Annotated in this window: 15 protein-coding genes; 3 read left to right on the top strand and 12 right to left on the bottom strand. The window is 45.4% G+C overall.

Annotation, left to right across the window (positions count from 1 at the left end):
* Positions 1–27 precede the first annotated feature (27 nt).
* The 3 genes from BMZ93_RS01925 to purB form a co-directional block, all read right to left on the bottom strand.
* On the bottom strand, positions 28–1,269 hold the full coding sequence (locus tag BMZ93_RS01925; protein WP_200769355.1) for a glutamate-5-semialdehyde dehydrogenase: 1,242 nt from the start codon (positions 1,267–1,269) through the stop codon (positions 28–30).
* A complete protein-coding gene (proB, locus tag BMZ93_RS01920) occupies positions 1,269–2,057 on the bottom strand; it encodes a glutamate 5-kinase (RefSeq protein ID WP_091501622.1) in 789 nt (262 codons plus the stop codon). Before proB ends, BMZ93_RS01925 begins: the two co-directional genes overlap by 1 nt.
* A gap of 108 nt (positions 2,058–2,165) precedes the next feature.
* Positions 2,166–3,461 carry an adenylosuccinate lyase gene (purB, locus tag BMZ93_RS01915; protein ID WP_091501620.1) on the bottom strand — a complete coding sequence of 432 codons (1,296 nt, stop codon included), beginning with the start codon at positions 3,459–3,461 and terminating at the stop codon, positions 2,166–2,168.
* 209 nt (positions 3,462–3,670) lie between these two features.
* On the opposite strand from purB, the gene BMZ93_RS01910 reads away from it, so the two are divergent.
* Together BMZ93_RS01910 and BMZ93_RS01905 are read left to right on the top strand one after the other, a co-directional pair.
* Positions 3,671–4,951 (top strand): adenylosuccinate synthase, encoded by a 1,281-nt coding sequence (locus tag BMZ93_RS01910; RefSeq protein ID WP_091501618.1) that lies wholly within the window; start codon positions 3,671–3,673, stop codon positions 4,949–4,951.
* Positions 4,952–5,083: 132 nt separating this feature from the next.
* Positions 5,084–6,259 (top strand): ammonium transporter, encoded by a 1,176-nt coding sequence (locus tag BMZ93_RS01905; protein ID WP_091501616.1) that lies wholly within the window; start codon positions 5,084–5,086, stop codon positions 6,257–6,259.
* 49 nt (positions 6,260–6,308) lie between these two features.
* Here BMZ93_RS01905 and BMZ93_RS01900 read toward each other — a convergent pair whose 3' ends face one another.
* Together BMZ93_RS01900 and BMZ93_RS01895 are read right to left on the bottom strand one after the other, a co-directional pair.
* Entirely contained in the window at positions 6,309–6,878 is a 570-nt protein-coding gene (locus BMZ93_RS01900; RefSeq protein WP_244269331.1) for an NAD(P)H-dependent oxidoreductase, read from the bottom strand.
* Between the two features lie 99 nt (positions 6,879–6,977).
* Positions 6,978–7,979: a YeiH family protein gene (locus tag BMZ93_RS01895; RefSeq protein ID WP_091501614.1), complete on the bottom strand. Its 1,002-nt coding sequence runs from the start codon at positions 7,977–7,979 to the stop codon at positions 6,978–6,980.
* A 175-nt stretch (positions 7,980–8,154) separates the two neighbouring features.
* Here BMZ93_RS01895 and BMZ93_RS01890 point away from each other — a divergent pair, with 175 nt between their 5' ends.
* Positions 8,155–8,844: a YjjG family noncanonical pyrimidine nucleotidase gene (locus BMZ93_RS01890; RefSeq protein ID WP_091501613.1), complete on the top strand. Its 690-nt coding sequence runs from the start codon at positions 8,155–8,157 to the stop codon at positions 8,842–8,844.
* Between the two features lie 41 nt (positions 8,845–8,885).
* Here BMZ93_RS01890 and BMZ93_RS01885 read toward each other — a convergent pair whose 3' ends face one another.
* The 7 genes from BMZ93_RS01885 to BMZ93_RS01855 all read right to left on the bottom strand — a co-directional run bounded on the left by BMZ93_RS01885 (position 8,886) and on the right by BMZ93_RS01855 (position 15,035).
* Positions 8,886–9,539, bottom strand: a complete 654-nt coding sequence (locus tag BMZ93_RS01885; RefSeq protein WP_091501611.1) for an SDR family oxidoreductase — start codon at positions 9,537–9,539, stop codon at positions 8,886–8,888.
* 127 nt (positions 9,540–9,666) lie between these two features.
* Positions 9,667–10,380 (bottom strand): 2,3-bisphosphoglycerate-dependent phosphoglycerate mutase, encoded by a 714-nt coding sequence (locus BMZ93_RS01880; protein WP_091501609.1) that lies wholly within the window; start codon positions 10,378–10,380, stop codon positions 9,667–9,669.
* A 114-nt stretch (positions 10,381–10,494) separates the two neighbouring features.
* Positions 10,495–12,312, bottom strand: a complete 1,818-nt coding sequence (gene spxB / locus BMZ93_RS01875) for a pyruvate oxidase (protein WP_091501607.1) — start codon at positions 12,310–12,312, stop codon at positions 10,495–10,497.
* A 98-nt stretch (positions 12,313–12,410) separates the two neighbouring features.
* Positions 12,411–12,671 (bottom strand): hypothetical protein, encoded by a 261-nt coding sequence (locus BMZ93_RS01870; RefSeq protein ID WP_091501606.1) that lies wholly within the window; start codon positions 12,669–12,671, stop codon positions 12,411–12,413.
* On the bottom strand, positions 12,646–13,056 hold the full coding sequence (locus BMZ93_RS01865) for a hypothetical protein (RefSeq protein ID WP_091501604.1): 411 nt from the start codon (positions 13,054–13,056) through the stop codon (positions 12,646–12,648). The genes BMZ93_RS01870 and BMZ93_RS01865 overlap by 26 nt, the downstream gene beginning before the upstream one ends.
* Positions 13,049–14,383 (bottom strand): Y-family DNA polymerase, encoded by a 1,335-nt coding sequence (locus tag BMZ93_RS01860; protein WP_091501602.1) that lies wholly within the window; start codon positions 14,381–14,383, stop codon positions 13,049–13,051. The genes BMZ93_RS01865 and BMZ93_RS01860 overlap by 8 nt, the downstream gene beginning before the upstream one ends.
* 103 nt (positions 14,384–14,486) lie before the next feature.
* A complete protein-coding gene (locus BMZ93_RS01855) occupies positions 14,487–15,035 on the bottom strand; it encodes a 5-formyltetrahydrofolate cyclo-ligase (protein WP_159427777.1) in 549 nt (182 codons plus the stop codon).
* Positions 15,036–15,063 lie beyond the last annotated feature (28 nt).

Here is a 15,063-nt window from a genome sequence, read left to right as displayed (position 1 = left end):
TCTTAACAACCTCCTTCGGGCCTTGATCTATTGACGAACCTGTCCATCACCAAACACTTCATACTTAATCGTTGTTAGTGCAGGCAAGCCCATTGGGCCACGGGCATGCAACTTTTGCGTAGAAATACCAATTTCGGCTCCAAATCCAAATTCGAAGCCATCGGTGAAGCGTGATGAAACATTTTGGTAAACAACAGCGGCATCCACCTGGTTCATGAAGTCCGCCACGTGTTCCTTGTTTTCTGAGAGGATGGTTTCTGAGTGGTGAGTTGTGTGCTCGTTAACCCAATCAATAGCTTGATCAACATTACGGACAATTTTGATAGCCATAATGAGGTCATTATATTCCGTATCCCAGTCTTCATCGCTCGCTTTATTGATACGAGAATCGATGCTTTGTGCAATTTGATCGCCACGAAGTTCAACTCCTTTTTCAATAAGAGCCGAGGCAACTGCTGGCAAAAAGTCCGCCGCAATCGCCTCGTGAATCAGTAGCTTTTCGGCCGAGTTACAGACGGCTGGTTTAGAGGTTTTGGCGTTAACAATCACCTGAATTGCCTCTTTTTGCTTAGCCGAATCGTCCACAAAAATGTGCGTATTTCCAGCACCAGTCTCAATAACCGGAACCGACGCATTTTTGACAACAAAGTCGATAAACCCTCTAGAACCACGGGGAATAAGTACGTCCACGTACTTTCTCATACCTAATAGTTCGTTAACACTCTCGTGGGAGGTGTCTTCAATTAACTGAACGATGTTTGGGTTCAAGCCTTTTAATTCTAAGACGGTACGAAGAACTATCGCTAAGGCAACATTCGTTCGAATCGCCTCTTTCCCACCACGAAGAATAACAGCGTTTCCAGATTTAATGGAAAGTGCCGCAGCATCAACCGTCACATTTGGGCGTGCTTCATAGACCATGGCAACGACACCCAGAGGTACGATTTTTTTAACAATTTCAAAACCGCTTTGGTGCTCCCAAGATTCATATGGACCGGCTAATGGATCTGGCAAAGTCGCAACAGCAGCTAATGAAGTTGCAATCCCCTGCAGGACAGCAGAATCCACCGTTAAACGGTTACGCATTGGTGCAGACAAACCTTCTGCATGGGCCAAATCGGCCTGATTCGCCTCAATAATCGCTTCTTCATTATCTTGTAGGGCAACTGCCATCGCCTTTAACACATCGTTACGTAAGTCATCGCTTAAGGCGGCAATTTGCTGACTAGCGGCTTTAGCCTGTGCCCCCATTTGTTCAAGAACTGTCATCACATTTCTCCTTCAAAGTGTGTCCCCACTTCATCCCCTGCAATGACAGAAAGGATGTTATCTGGGTTCGCACCGTTAATCAAAGCCATTCGATGGCCCTGCTTCATCATGTACTCTGCTGCAGCCAACTTGGTGGTCATACCGCCGGTTCCTAGTCCCGAAGTTGAACCAGTTGCTGCCTGTCGAATCTCATCAGTAATTTCAGCAACGTAGTGCATCGCTTTCGCATTCGGATCCAGATTAGGGTTAGCAGTATAAAGAGCATCCACGTCGGACAAAATAATCAAATCCGCATCAATTTCATCAGCGACTAGAGCTGCCAAATGGTCATTATCACCAAAGGAATGCTGGTGATCCAACTCATCAACGGCAATCACATCGTTTTCATTAACAATTGGGATAACCTCGTTCTTGAATAACTCTTGAATTGCCTGCTTGGTATTGGCTAGCATACCCGGATTTTCAAAAACATCGTATGTCAACAAAACTTGGCCGACCGTTTGCTTGTAAAAGGCAAAGGACTGGTTATAGATTGACATCAAATAACCCTGGCCAATAGCTGCCAGTGCCTGCTGTTCGGGAATCTCCTTGGGACGTGCTGCTAGTCCCATTTGGTCAATGGCAACACCAATCGCACCAGATGTCACGAAGAGCACTTCCCGTCCTTCGTTTTGTAATGACGTAAGCACCTGTGCCAAGCGATTAATCACCGGGTAGTTGACCTTACCATTCGTATCAACAATGGTACTCGTCCCGACTTTTACAACAATCCGCTGCCATTTTGCCATTTTATTTTCCTCAACGTTTTTTATTTTATTATAGCAGTAAAAAGGCGTCTGGCTAGGCTTTTATCGTACAAAAAAAGCAGGAAATTCCTGCTTTGATGATGAAAAATTTTATTCAATTCCTAAGCGCTTATAAACTTGGTCAATTCGACGCAAGTGGTAGCGATAGTCGAAGGCATCATCTAACTCTTCCTTAGTCAAATACTGGCCGATTTCAGCTGAATCGTGCACCAACTTTTCAAAGGATAGTCCTTCGTCCCAGGCCCGGGCAGTCAATGGCTGAACCATGTCATAGGCAGCTTCACGACTCAAGCCCTGGTCAATCAGCTTCAAGAGAACTCGTTGGCTATAGATCAAACCGCCGGTATGGTCCATGTTGGCCTTCATCCGCTCTGGGTAGACTTCGAGCTTGCGCAAGATATTGGTAAAGCGCTTAAGCATGTAGTCCAATAGGCTCGTAGCATCTGGGAAGAGAATCCGCTCAACAGAGGAGTGTGAGATATCACGTTCGTGCCAGAGGGCGATGTCTTCATATGATGGGATAACGTACCCTCGTAACACACGTGACAGACCGCAAATGTTTTCGCAACCAATGGGGTTTCGCTTATGAGGCATGGCGGAAGAACCCTTTTGCTTCTTATCGAAGAACTCTTGGACTTCTCGTATTTCAGTTCGCTGTAGTGAGCGAATCTCAGTGGCGAAGCTTTCCAACGAAGAACCAATCAAGGCAATGGTCGCCATGTAGTCCGCATGTAAATCACGAGGAAGAACCTGACTGGTAATTGGTTGAACGCCCAACCCCAGCTTATGACACACGTATTCTTCGACTTCTGGCGAAATGTTTGCAAAAGTCCCAACGGCACCTGAAATCTGTCCAACTTCGACAGCGGCAGATGCTTCATCAAAACGTCTAATCTGACGGGTAATTTCATCGTACCAGCGGGCTAGTTTGAAACCCCATGACGTTGGTTCAGCGTGCACGCCGTGTGTACGACCAATCATGACCGTTTCTTTATACTGCAGAGCCTGTTCCTTTAACAGTTGGTGTAAGGCTTGCAAGTCTTCTTTAATGATTGTGTTGGCCTGTTTCAAACGTAAGCCATTGGCCGTATCAACAACGTCCGTACTCGTGACCCCGTAATGAATCCATTTCTTTTCGTCTCCCAAAGTCTCAGACACCGCCCGCGTAAAGGCCACCACATCATGATGGGTCTGTGCTTCAATTTCTTGGATACGGTTTAAATCAAAGTCGGCATGCTCTTGAATGGCCTTTAAATCTTCGGTAGGGATTAAGCCCCTCTTCGCCCAGGCCTCATCGATGGCGATTTCAACATCTAACCAAGTGCGGTACTGGTTTTCCATCGACCAGATTTGGCGCATCTCAGCTTTGGCATAACGTGGCAACATAAAAAACGTCCTCTATTTTCTTCGAATAATGTCATTTTAGCATAAAAAACGAACAATAGTTTTGATATTTGCCATAAAAATGAGAACAACACCGTTTTTTAAATATTTAAACACGAACAATGGACTAAAATAGGCCTTGTATTTTCGTAAACACTTCGATATTATTAATTCTGGTCATAAAAAGCGACCGAAAAAAAGGAGCAAGTTACATGCCAGCAACAGTTATTGTCGGAAGTCAGTGGGGCGATGAAGGAAAGGGTAAGATTACCGATTTCTTAAGCCAAAAGGCCGATTACGTCGTCCGTTATTCAGGTGGCGACAACGCCGGTCATACCCTGGTACTTGGAGATGAAAAGATTCACCTACAACTTATTCCATCTGGAATTCTTCTACCAAACGTTACTAACGTGATTGGAAACGGTGTTGTCTTAAACCCCGAAACACTCTTTAATGAAATCGCCTACTTAAAAGAGCATGGCGTAACCGTCAATAACTTAAAAATTTCAGACCGTGCACAGGTAATTATGCCTTACCACCGTCTTTTAGACCGCCTGCAAGAAGAACGTAAAGCCCATCAGCTTGGTACGACTCAAAAGGGTATCGGCCCCGCCTATATGGATAAAGTCGAACGAATTGGTATCCGAGTATGCGACCTAATTGATCCTGAAACGTTCAAAGAAGCACTCAAAAACACATTAGCCTTAAAGAACGAACTACTAACAAAGTTATACGGTGCTGAAGCACTTGACTTTGACGATATCTATGAAGAATACCTTGAATTTGGTCAACAAATGAAGGAAATGGTGACGGATACTTCCTACCTCATTAACCACGCGCTTGATCAAGGTAAGAAGGTCTTGTTTGAAGGTGCCCAGGGTTCAATGCTTGATATTGACCAGGGAACCTACCCCTTCGCTACCTCTTCGAACCCCATTGCCGGTGGTGCAACCGTTGGTTCTGGAATCGGCCCTAAGCGCATCAACGAAGTTGTCGGTGTTGCCAAAGTCTATACTTCCCGTGTTGGTGAAGGTCCCTTCCCAACTGAGCTCAAAAATGAAATTGGTGCTCACATCCGTGAAGTTGCCCATGAATACGGCGTTGTAACGAAGCGTCCCCGTCGTATCGGCTGGCTCGATACTGTCGTTCTCCGACACGCCGTCCGTATTTCCGGCATGACGCAACTTTCATTGAACTGTTTAGATGTCCTAACTGGTATTGATACCATTAAGATTGCAACGGCCTATCATCTCGACGGTAAGGTTATCGACCACTACCCTGCCAACAACCGCGACGTTGCCCGCTGCGAACCAATCTACGAAGAAATGCCAGGCTGGACAGAAGACATTAGCAAGGTTCAATCAATTGATGAATTACCAACCAACGCCCGTCACTACCTGGAAAAGGTTTCAGAGTTAGTTGGCGTTCCCTTGCACACCTTTGCCGTTGGCCCAGAACGTGAAGCAACCCATATCCTAACTAAAATTTGGTAAGTAAAAAGCACTCAATGAGTGCTTTTTTTATGTCCTAATGTCAGAAAAGTTCCCGAAATTTAATTGGTATAGCTAAAAATGTCGTAAAGTACTATTTATATTATAAATCGTCATTTGAAAGGAAATACTACAATGAGTTCAGGAGATATTGCTTTTGTCCTAGTTTCGTCGCTCTTAGTTTGGTTAATGACCCCTGGTTTAGCACTTTTCTACGCGGGTGTTGCTGAAGAAAAAAATCGTTTCTACATGTTACGCCTCGGATTAATCGTAATTGGTCTAGTCAGCGTGCTCTGGTTCGCCCTCGGTTATTCATTTGCCTTTCCAGGAACAAACCACTTTAACGATATCTTCAAGCACCTCTTCTTAAACGGTGTTTCATTCGATCATACAACTCGTGCCCTAACGATTCCTGATGCAGGTTTTGCCTTCTTCCAAGGAACATTCGCCATCATCACCGTGATGATCATTACCGGCTCAATTGTCGGTCGAATGAAGACAGCCGCCCTCCTAGCATTCCTAAGCTTTTGGATGGTACTTGTGTACGCACCACTTGCTCACATGGTCTGGGACAACGGATTTATCGCCCAACTTGGTGCCATCGACTTTGCCGGTGGTACTGTCGTTCACATTTCCTCAGGTGTGACAGGATTGACGTTGGCTCTCGTCCTTGGTGCCCGTCGTCACATGATTACACCTAAGGGAAAGGATTCCTTCACTTTTGTTGGTGGGCTCCTACTCTGGCTCGGTTGGTTCGGATTTAACGGTGGATCTGCTTTGGCCGCCAATGGCCAAGCCATTTCAGCCATTATCAACACGGGCGTTGCTTCTGCAACAGCCATGCTCGTTTACGCATACATTGCTTACCGTAAGAACAAAGTCGTAACGGTTGCAGACCTCTTTAACGGTTCTCTTGCAGGATTGGTTGTCATCACTCCTGCTGCTGGCTTTGTTGCCCCATGGGCATCGCTTATCTTTGGAATTCTGGTTGCATTCGTTATCCACTGGTCACTTTCAACTCTTAAAACAAAGTGTGGCTACGACGATACACTCGATGCCTTTGGAATTCACGGTGTTGGTGGAATTCTTGGTGCTCTCTTAACCGGCGTTTTTGCAAGTAAGGAATTCGGCTCAACGACTGCTGGATTAATTCAAGGTAGCTGGTCACTATTAGGCGACCAAGTGTTGGCCGTTGTGATTACGATTGCCTTCACTGCCATCGTTTCATACATCATCGCAAAAATCTTGTCATTCTTCTTTAACGGAACACTCCGAGTTGATGCAAAAACCGAAGAAAAAGGCTTAAACTAATAAGTCAACATACTTAAAAAGAGCTAACCATCGAAGGTTAGCTCTTTTTCTATTGCAATTCTTTTGCAGAGAGCGCCATGAATGCTTGGCGCTTCTTTTCTGTATTTTTCTTCGTATTCATATCACCCATCACAAGCGTCTTTTTAACTTTGATGCCAGAAAAACCGAGGACTAACCGTTTCCAACGGGACACAACGGCCCCGTATGGTGATTTCGTAAACCAGGCAGGACCACGACTCGTAATGAACAGACTAGCTGTTTTCCCCTTCAAGAGATGCTGAATCTTAGTTGGCGACTCATAGTGATAAGCAAAGCCAGGAGTTAACGTTCGATCTAAAAAACCTTTTAACACGGCGGGTTCTGCACCCCACCAGACTGGAAAGAAAAAGGCTAAATGGTCAGCTTCTTGAATCAACTCTTGAAAATGATGGGGTGCACTCTCATCATCCATGTGCTGACGATAACCAAAGCGTAGTATTGGATCAAAATCATCGACTGCTAAGTCAATCATTTTCACCTGATGCCCGGCTTTCTCAGCCTCTCTCATCGCATTCATCGCGTTGGCATGTGTGAAAGACTCCCTGTCCGGGTGTCCTTGAATAATTAATAGATTCATCATTCCCCCTACTCCATTGAAAGACTCTTTTGATGAAAAAGCCTTCTTATGGAATATTATAACAATAAAAAAAGCAGCACTCCGGCTGCTTTCCAAATAAGATTAAAAGAATAACTTAATCAAGACAATGGCAAGAATAACCTGACAAAGTCCAACAACGAATCCAAATGATAAGAACTTTGCCCCGGACTTCTTAATGACCGTCCACTTCAAGTTCAAGCCAATGGCGGCCAAGTTGACAACGCCAAAGAAGGATGAAATACCATGCGCCACGTCGTGCACAGCACTTGGTAACGTTGCCATTGAGTTGATAACAAGAAGGATGATAAAGGCGATGATGTACCAAGGAAGTAACTTGTTCTTCGCCTTCTTCTCGTCTTCAACAACTTCTTCTGCGGAAGCCTTTTTCGCGATTGTCGCAAAGGAAATCACGACGACCACCAACATCATGACACGGAGCAATTTGAAGAGTGTCGCATAAGTGACAACCGTTGGGTTAATCAACGAAGCGGTACCAACAACCTGTCCAACCGATTGAACCGTTCCACCAACTAAGGCACCCGTTAAGAAGTTATGACTACCAAATAGGACGTGGCTTAGGGCTGGTAAAGTCAAAAGCAAGAGCATTCCTGTCAGAGACACCGTGGCAACGGCTGTACGACGATCATCGTCCTTAGCATTAATCGCTGGTGCAACACCGGCAATGGCGGAAGAACCACAGACTGCGTTTCCAGCAGCCATTAACATCGTTTCGGACAAAGAGACCTTGAAGACATAGCGTCCTAGCAAGAAAACCGTTCCGATAACCAAGGCCATGTTCACAATAATGAAGAGAACCCCTTGATAGCCAAGCTTAGCAATCGTGGCAAAGGTTAAAGTCGATCCTAGTAAAGCAATCCCAATTTCGATTGGATACTTTTCGGACCACTTCACACCAGAAGCGTAACTCGCTGATGTTAACAAGGTATTACCGAGGATAATTCCCAAAATCATGGCAATTCCTTCGGCACCTAATTGTGGTAAAAAGCGGGCAAAGAACTGGGACAAAGCGGAGAGAATCAGTACGAGAACGATTCCCTTCACCTGCTCTTTTTTGATTTTCATAGTCTTCTCTTCCTTATCATTTTTAATGAAAGCAACGAATTTTATTAAACACCTAACTTGGATTGATTTCAAGTGAAATTAATAATTTACTAAGTTTGTTTGACGCCAACTTTCTCCCTATCACCACCTGCTATAATATAAGCATTCGTGATATCTTTTGGAGGATTTTAATTTCATGCAAACCCTAATTTTTGACTTAGATGACACACTGCTCGACTTTAAGGGTGGTGAGGTAGCCGATATTAAGGAGCTCTTTCAAAAGCACGCACAACTTTCAGGTGCTGCACTAGAAGAGGCTTTAACCACCTACCAGGCCGTTAACAGTCGTCTTTGGTATCAGTATGAGATGAAAGAAATTGACCGTCACACCATCTTTCAAGACCGCTTTCCTAAGACTTTGGAAAAGCTGGCATTAAGCCAACAAGTTAATGCTACACAAATGGAAGAAGACTACGCCTACCTTCGTGATCACAACTATCGCATGTTAGACGGCGCTAAAGAACTATTGAAAAGTCTGCACGGTCGCTACCGAATCTTAGCCGGTACCAACGGCCAAGAAGAAACACAGCTACGTCGTTTAAAGGAGACTGGACTCATGCCATATTTCGACCAGGTCTTTACATCTGAAGGTCTTGCCGTTGCCAAGCCTGACGCCCTTTTCTTTGAAAAAATCTTTGCTAGTCGCCCTGACGTTGATAAAGAAAAGACAATCATGATTGGGGATGGTCTATACTCCGACATGCTCGGTGGTCAGAACGCGGGTATCGAAACCATTTGGCTGAACCTAACAAAAAAAGAACTACCAGACAGCATTCACCCCAACCGCATCGCCTATTCATTAGCTGAACTAGCCCAAATGCTCTAATCAAAAAGCCCCTCGCAACTCAATGCGAAGGGCTTTTTATTTTAGAACAAGGCGTACATGTCAGCATTTCCCTGTTCAAATGAAATAATCTTTTTATCCATTTTTGAATTGTGTACTGCTAAAACAATCATTTGAGCAACATCAGCTCTTGAAACTGAACTAGTGGGCACAGTCTGCTCATCTAACAGAGTAATCTCACCACTGGCCTGCTCATCAGAAAGCGTGCTTGGTCGCAAAATGGTGTAATTCAAAGTAGAATCCTGCAAAATCATATCCGCATAGTGCTTCATCATAAAGTAGGTATAGATACCAGACTTCTTCCAGATGACACGGTTATCAGCACCAGCTGCTGAAACCATGACGAACTTTTCAATTTCAGCAGACTTTGCGGCTTCCATGGCTTTAACTGCACCATCCAAATCAACAGCAGCAGTTCGTTCAGCACCACCTTTACCACCAGCCCCAGCAGTGAAGACCACCTGCTGAATACCATATTTCGTCATCACAGCAGCCATTTCAGTTGCCGACATGTTGAGATCGAATAGAATAGCTGTTAAAGAATGCTGATCTGCTAGTGTATCAAACTGCTTTTCTTCTCGATAACCAGCGTAAACGTTGTCGCCTGACGCTAGTAGGTTTTGGACGGCTAAACGACCGACTTTACCATGGGCCCCGATTACTAATACATTTGACATGCTAACCTCCTTATTGATTGTACTTTATAAAGAAACTGATGGATTTTCTATTATAAAAGAAGACACTTTCTTTTGCAAAGTCCCACTTCACCCTACATAAAAAGGACGTTTCCACGTCCTTTGTCCCTTAATCACCTAAAACGGTCTTTTGCTTGATAGTTAAGTCATTTGAAAAGTCATATAGAATTGGCTGACCGTTTGGAATTTCAACCTTGGTGACTTCCTCCGGCGTTAATCCTTCAACCAACTTAGTCAAGGCCCGAATGGACGTCCCATGGGCGACCACAAGAACATCCTTGCCCTGCTTTAAGTCTGCCAAGATACCTTCTTCAAAGATTGGCTTTACACGGGCTTCCGTCGTTTGGATATTTTCGCTCTTTGGCAACAAGCCGTAGGGAACTTCTGCATAACGGTGGTCAAAGGCAGGGTAAACTCGGCCATCAATGGTAACAGTCTTTGACAATCCCGCTGATGACGGAGGCAAGACGGAGTAAGAACGACGCCAAGTTTGTACCTGCTCCTTGCCGTACTTAGCCCGCATCACGTCCTTATCCTCACCCTGCAAAATACCGTAGTGACGTTCATTCAAACGCCAGGTCTTGACTTGGGGAATGTAGGCCTGACCCAGCTCTTCCAACACCCGGTTCACCGTCATAATCGTCCGTGACAAAACAGAAGAGTAAGCCCGAGCGAAGTGTAGCTCTTGATCTTGCAAAAGCTTTCCCGCTTCCCGTGCTTGTTTCTTTCCAGTTTCTGAAAGTTGTGTATCAATCCAACCGTTAAAGCGGTTTGCTTGATTCCATTCACTTTGACCGTGACGTATTAAGACAAGTGTTGGCATATCGAACTCCTTTTTTGATTGTGACCTATTTTACACTTTCTGCTATAGCATAATCAAGGACGAATGACTTTTCCAAATAAAAAAGGCGCCGAAGCGTCTTTTCTTTTTTTACTTTTATAATGTGACACCGTATTCATCAAAGAACTCTGGCAAAGTCTTTAGTGATTGACCGTCATAGGAGTCTAAGAAGTCACGAACGGACTTAGGTCGTTCAACATCAAAGTTTGCGTTGTACTTAGGGCTGACAGTCTCAACAAATTTACCGTTTCCTTGGTGAAGTTGCAAGGCTTCAACTGGCAAAGCACGAGCTGGCGTAACCTTCACATCGATTAAGAATGGACGGCCTTCTTTCGTAACCTGAAGTGCTTGGTCAAATGCACGAGGCAAATCAGCAGCTTCCGTTACCTGAACACCTTCTACACCCATTCCTTCAGCAATCTTAGCGAAGTTCTGGTCTTCCAAATCAATACCTGAACGGTGCATTGGCAAATCGTCTTGTTCAGACTTAATGAATTCAAGCACCTTGTTTGAAGTAATGACGTTAATGATTGGCAAGTGATACTTACGTTCCGTAATCAAATCCTGCATAATCATTGAGAAGGCACCATCCCCGGCCACTTGAATGGCTTGGCGGTTTGGGAAGGACAACTTAGCGGCTAGAGCACCAGGCAATCCGGTTCCCATTGAAGCAAAGAGTGCTGAAATGACCATCTTTTGGCGCTTACCGACGTGCAAGTGTCGGAAAGCGTTAATGATATTATCACCGACATCAATTGAGAAGATGGCATCGTCTTCGGCAATTCGGTTGACCTGCTGGTAGACGAAGGCGGGCTTGATTGGGTTAACAGCCCCCTCTTCTTGCTTCTTCATGTAGTCACGCCAGTTCAAGTTATCAGCGATAGCTGCCTTCATGAATGGGCGTTCTTCGACTTGGTCAGCCTTGGTCAAGACAGCCTTTACAAACTCAGTAGCATCCGACCAGATACCCAAATCAAGGTTGTGGTGACGGCCAAGTTCAACACGGTCGTTATCAATCTGAATGAACTTCATTGGGTGTGTTTGATAAATGACATCGGCGAATGGGAAATCCGCACCCACGGCAATCAACAAGTCTGCTGATGCCATGATTTCATCGGCTGCCTTGTGGGCGGCACGGTTTGACATACCGAGGTTACCTTCGTAACTCTCATCCACGTAACCCTTGGCCAAGCCGGTCATGATAATTGGAATTTGCAACTTCTTGGACAAATCGATGATGGCATCCCCACCATCCTTGATTCCGCGTCCAACGTGTAGGACAGGACGCTTTGCCTGAGAAACGAGGCGCAAGAACTCTTTGACCTCTTGGTCCGTTGGTTGCACCTTAGGAGCGACTTTATCGTCACTAGCACTGTGCGAACCGTATGGAAGGTCTGGAATTTGTTCGAAGCCTAAGTCATTAGGGATAATAACAACGGCCACGCCCTTATTCTTATAGGCCTGACGAATGGCTTGGTCCACAACGTGTGGCAAGCTCTCGGCTGTCATAATCGTACGGCAGTATACGGAAACATCTTCAAAAATTGGATCTTCGTTGAATTCCTGGAAGAAGTTCGTATTCATTACTGAAGTACCGGCTTGTCCAACCAAGGCCAAAACGGGAGCATGGTCCTCACGGGCATCGTACAAACCAGTCAATAGGTTGGTAGCTCCTGGACCAGCTGAGGCGAAGGCCACACCAATCTTACCCGTCAACTTCGCATCGGCCGCTGCAGCAAAGGCTCCGACCTGCTCATGACGAATTTGAATGTACTTCAACTTATCTTTTTCTTCGGTTAAAGCGGACAAGGTGGAGTTAAATGATCCACCAGGGTAACCATACACATGGTCAACACCCCATCCCTCAATAACCTTTAACATTGCGACGCTTGCTGCTACAGTATTCTCTGACATAAGACATCTCCTGTTCTTTTCTTACCCCCAGTATAGTCTTATTACTTCACATATGTAAACTATTTAGAAAAAGTTGAACAGATGTCAGATTCTGTTCCTTAATCGACACGGATTGGGATCGACAGGCGCTTTGCCAGTTCCTTTTTAAAAGTCAAAACCTGGTCCATGCCAATATGGTGGACCGCTTTAATCTGTCTGGAAATTGTCGCATGTCCAATCCTCCCCCACTCAAAGAAGATGTTCATTTGCTCCGCAAAGGGCTGATTCACTAAGCGCACCTCATAAATGACGTTGGGCTTCTTTTGAAAAAGCGGCTCAATGCTTCTTATTACTTCAGTAATTAATTCTTGATTTTCCATTCTTTACCTCCGCATACCGTACTTCGGTCCAATCAATGGCTTCATCTCCTAAATAAAAGCCCTCTGCATAAAAATCACGTACTCGCCCTGCTACTGGCAAGGGTATTCGATTATCACAATCAACTTGGTTCTTCTGAAGAATCAATAGGCTGGCATGCTCATAGGCCAGGTGAACGGATTGTTGGATTTGCTCCAGTGACCGCTTTGATAACCAAACCGCTTGATTCGCCACTTTCTCATTCTGGCTCTTGCTCTTTAACTTTGCCGTGTGGTCAGATAGGAAGAAGCCGTTCCACTTCACCTTTCCCCGTTCCCGATAGTCCTTTTCAAAGTACTGCTGCACCATGGCTAGCCAGTCTTCCCCTTCTAAGAAGTCCTTATTCATAGGTATTCCCCCCGTTGTGTCCGCCAACCAAACCGGCTCGTTCAATGGCTCGGGCACCGTGCTCTAGTGAGTGGGAACGAACAATGGCAGCAGAACCAAAACGTTTCCGTAGTTGATCAACCACTTGGTCAACCGGGTCCTGTTTTTCTTCTTCTGCTTCTGGTGCTGGTTCAAAAAGTGACAAGGTCTGAACCTTATCCGTCCCTAAATCTGCCATCGTCACGCCAACGTGCCGTACCGGCTGTCCGTTCCAATACTGATTAAAGAGCTTCTCCAGGGTAGCCATCATGGTACTACTGCGGTTACTTGGTTCAATTCGTACAGTCTGGTGGAGACCCGTTGTCCGGCTGTGCCGTTCGTCAAAGTCAATCTTCTCTTCGGCATAGCCCATATAAAGACTGACAAGCCCCGCCCGAACCCCGTGTGACCGAAGCCGGGAGGCTACCTGGTCCGCCATTTCCAATATCACAACCCGAATCGCTTCTCGGTCCCGATAGTTATAAGGGAGCACTTGGGAATTACCATAGGATTTATTCTTCGTTTGGACTTTCTCTGTCAAGTCGGAACGGTCGATACCCCAGGCCAGGGCAAAGAGCTGCTCCCCCATTAGACCTAACTTCTTTTTCAAAACGTAGGGATTGTAATGGGCCAGGTCCCCCATCGAATGAATGCCCCAGGCCTGTAATTTTTTAGCGGTCTTTCGACCAATCGACCAGACTTTGCCAAAGTCACTAACCGGCCAAAGCACTTGGGGCAAGTCCTCATAGTGCCACTCGGCCAATAGATGGGGGTCGGACTTGGCCGCTAAATCTAGAGCCAGTTTGGCCATCACCGGACTGTCACCAATGCCGACCGACAGGTAAATCCCCGTTTCCTTTAGGACTTCTTTTTGGATTTTTTGAGCCACTTCCTTGGGGCTTTCCCCAAAAAGTTTCCAAAAGTCCGTAACGTCTAATATGGATTCATCAATTGAATACGGCAGCAGGTGCTGCTCGTCTACATAGCGCTGATAGATAGCATTAATTTCCAAGTTCTTTTGTATGTATAGATTCATGCGGGGTTCAGCTTTCACTAAACCGGGTATGTCCGGGACGTCCTTTTGGCGGGTAACGTTCGAAATCCCTAAACGCTTTTTAGCCATGGGCGACGATGCTAACACTAAGCCACCCTTCAGGTTCTCCTGATGGGACATAACTACTAACATAGCCTTCAAGGGATTAAGTCCCCGTTCCACACACTCCACGCTGGCATAGAAACTTTTCGAATCGATTAAAAAGACAACCCGCCGCTTTTCATTAGCATAAATATCTTGAATTGTTCTTGCCATCGTTCTTACCTCATACAAAATACCGTGCTTTTTTATTATACGAACAGATGTTCGCTTTAGCAAGAAAAAAAGAAGATGGATTTTTCCATCTTCTTTGTATATTTCAATTAATGATTTCTTGTACGACTTGATCGAAATCGTCTTTTATCCAGTCGCATCGAGCCTGCTCAGCTAGACATAAGGCAGCGCTTTTCCCGGTAAAGTCCTTTAAGACCCGGTCGTAATAACCGCCACCAAAACCCAGACGTTGTCCACTGTCACAATCAAAGGCCAAAGCAGGTACAATCATTAAGTTAATGGCGGCTACTGGCATGACCTTTCCATCCAGTGGTTCAACCAAGCCCATTCGATTTGGCTTCGACCAGTTCGTTTTCTCGCTTACCTGGACGAAGTCCAAGCGACCAGCTTCAGCGACTCGCGCAACTAGGACGGTCTTCTTCTCCAGCCATGCCTGTTGAATCAGCGAATCAGTATTCACTTCAAACGGTAGTGATTTCGTAAGCGCTACCGTATCAGCCGACCGCCAACCGGCCGAAGAAAAGAGCTTTCGATACAGCCTTTCTTCCTGGGCGACTTTTACGTCAGGATGTTCTTCAGCTAATGCCTTCAGGCGGGCCTTTTGCTGATCCCGACAGTCTTTTTTACTAAGCAATTCAGTCATTTTAGTATAAAAACATAAG

Source organism: Fructobacillus durionis, assembly GCF_900112405.1.
Lineage (GTDB): Bacteria > Bacillota > Bacilli > Lactobacillales > Lactobacillaceae > Fructobacillus > Fructobacillus durionis.
This window is presented reverse-complemented; position numbering and strand designations above follow the sequence as displayed.

Bases quoted from the DNA above. Each gene is read 5' to 3' on its own strand.
- BMZ93_RS01925 (WP_200769355.1), bottom strand. From the start codon at position 1,269: ATGACAGTTCTTGAACAAATGGGGGCACAGGCTAAAGCCGCTAGTCAG.
- proB (WP_091501622.1), bottom strand. From the start codon at position 2,057: ATGGCAAAATGGCAGCGGATTGTTGTAAAAGTCGGGACGAGTACCATT.
- purB (WP_091501620.1), bottom strand. From the start codon at position 3,461: ATGTTGCCACGTTATGCCAAAGCTGAGATGCGCCAAATCTGGTCGATG.
- BMZ93_RS01910 (WP_091501618.1), top strand. From the start codon at position 3,671: ATGCCAGCAACAGTTATTGTCGGAAGTCAGTGGGGCGATGAAGGAAAG.
- BMZ93_RS01905 (WP_091501616.1), top strand. From the start codon at position 5,084: ATGAGTTCAGGAGATATTGCTTTTGTCCTAGTTTCGTCGCTCTTAGTT.
- BMZ93_RS01900 (WP_244269331.1), bottom strand. From the start codon at position 6,878: ATGATGAATCTATTAATTATTCAAGGACACCCGGACAGGGAGTCTTTC.
- BMZ93_RS01895 (WP_091501614.1), bottom strand. From the start codon at position 7,979: ATGAAAATCAAAAAAGAGCAGGTGAAGGGAATCGTTCTCGTACTGATT.
- BMZ93_RS01890 (WP_091501613.1), top strand. From the start codon at position 8,155: ATGCAAACCCTAATTTTTGACTTAGATGACACACTGCTCGACTTTAAG.
- BMZ93_RS01885 (WP_091501611.1), bottom strand. From the start codon at position 9,539: ATGTCAAATGTATTAGTAATCGGGGCCCATGGTAAAGTCGGTCGTTTA.
- BMZ93_RS01880 (WP_091501609.1), bottom strand. From the start codon at position 10,380: ATGCCAACACTTGTCTTAATACGTCACGGTCAAAGTGAATGGAATCAA.
- spxB (WP_091501607.1), bottom strand. From the start codon at position 12,312: ATGTCAGAGAATACTGTAGCAGCAAGCGTCGCAATGTTAAAGGTTATT.
- BMZ93_RS01870 (WP_091501606.1), bottom strand. From the start codon at position 12,671: ATGGAAAATCAAGAATTAATTACTGAAGTAATAAGAAGCATTGAGCCG.
- BMZ93_RS01865 (WP_091501604.1), bottom strand. From the start codon at position 13,056: ATGAATAAGGACTTCTTAGAAGGGGAAGACTGGCTAGCCATGGTGCAG.
- BMZ93_RS01860 (WP_091501602.1), bottom strand. From the start codon at position 14,383: ATGGCAAGAACAATTCAAGATATTTATGCTAATGAAAAGCGGCGGGTT.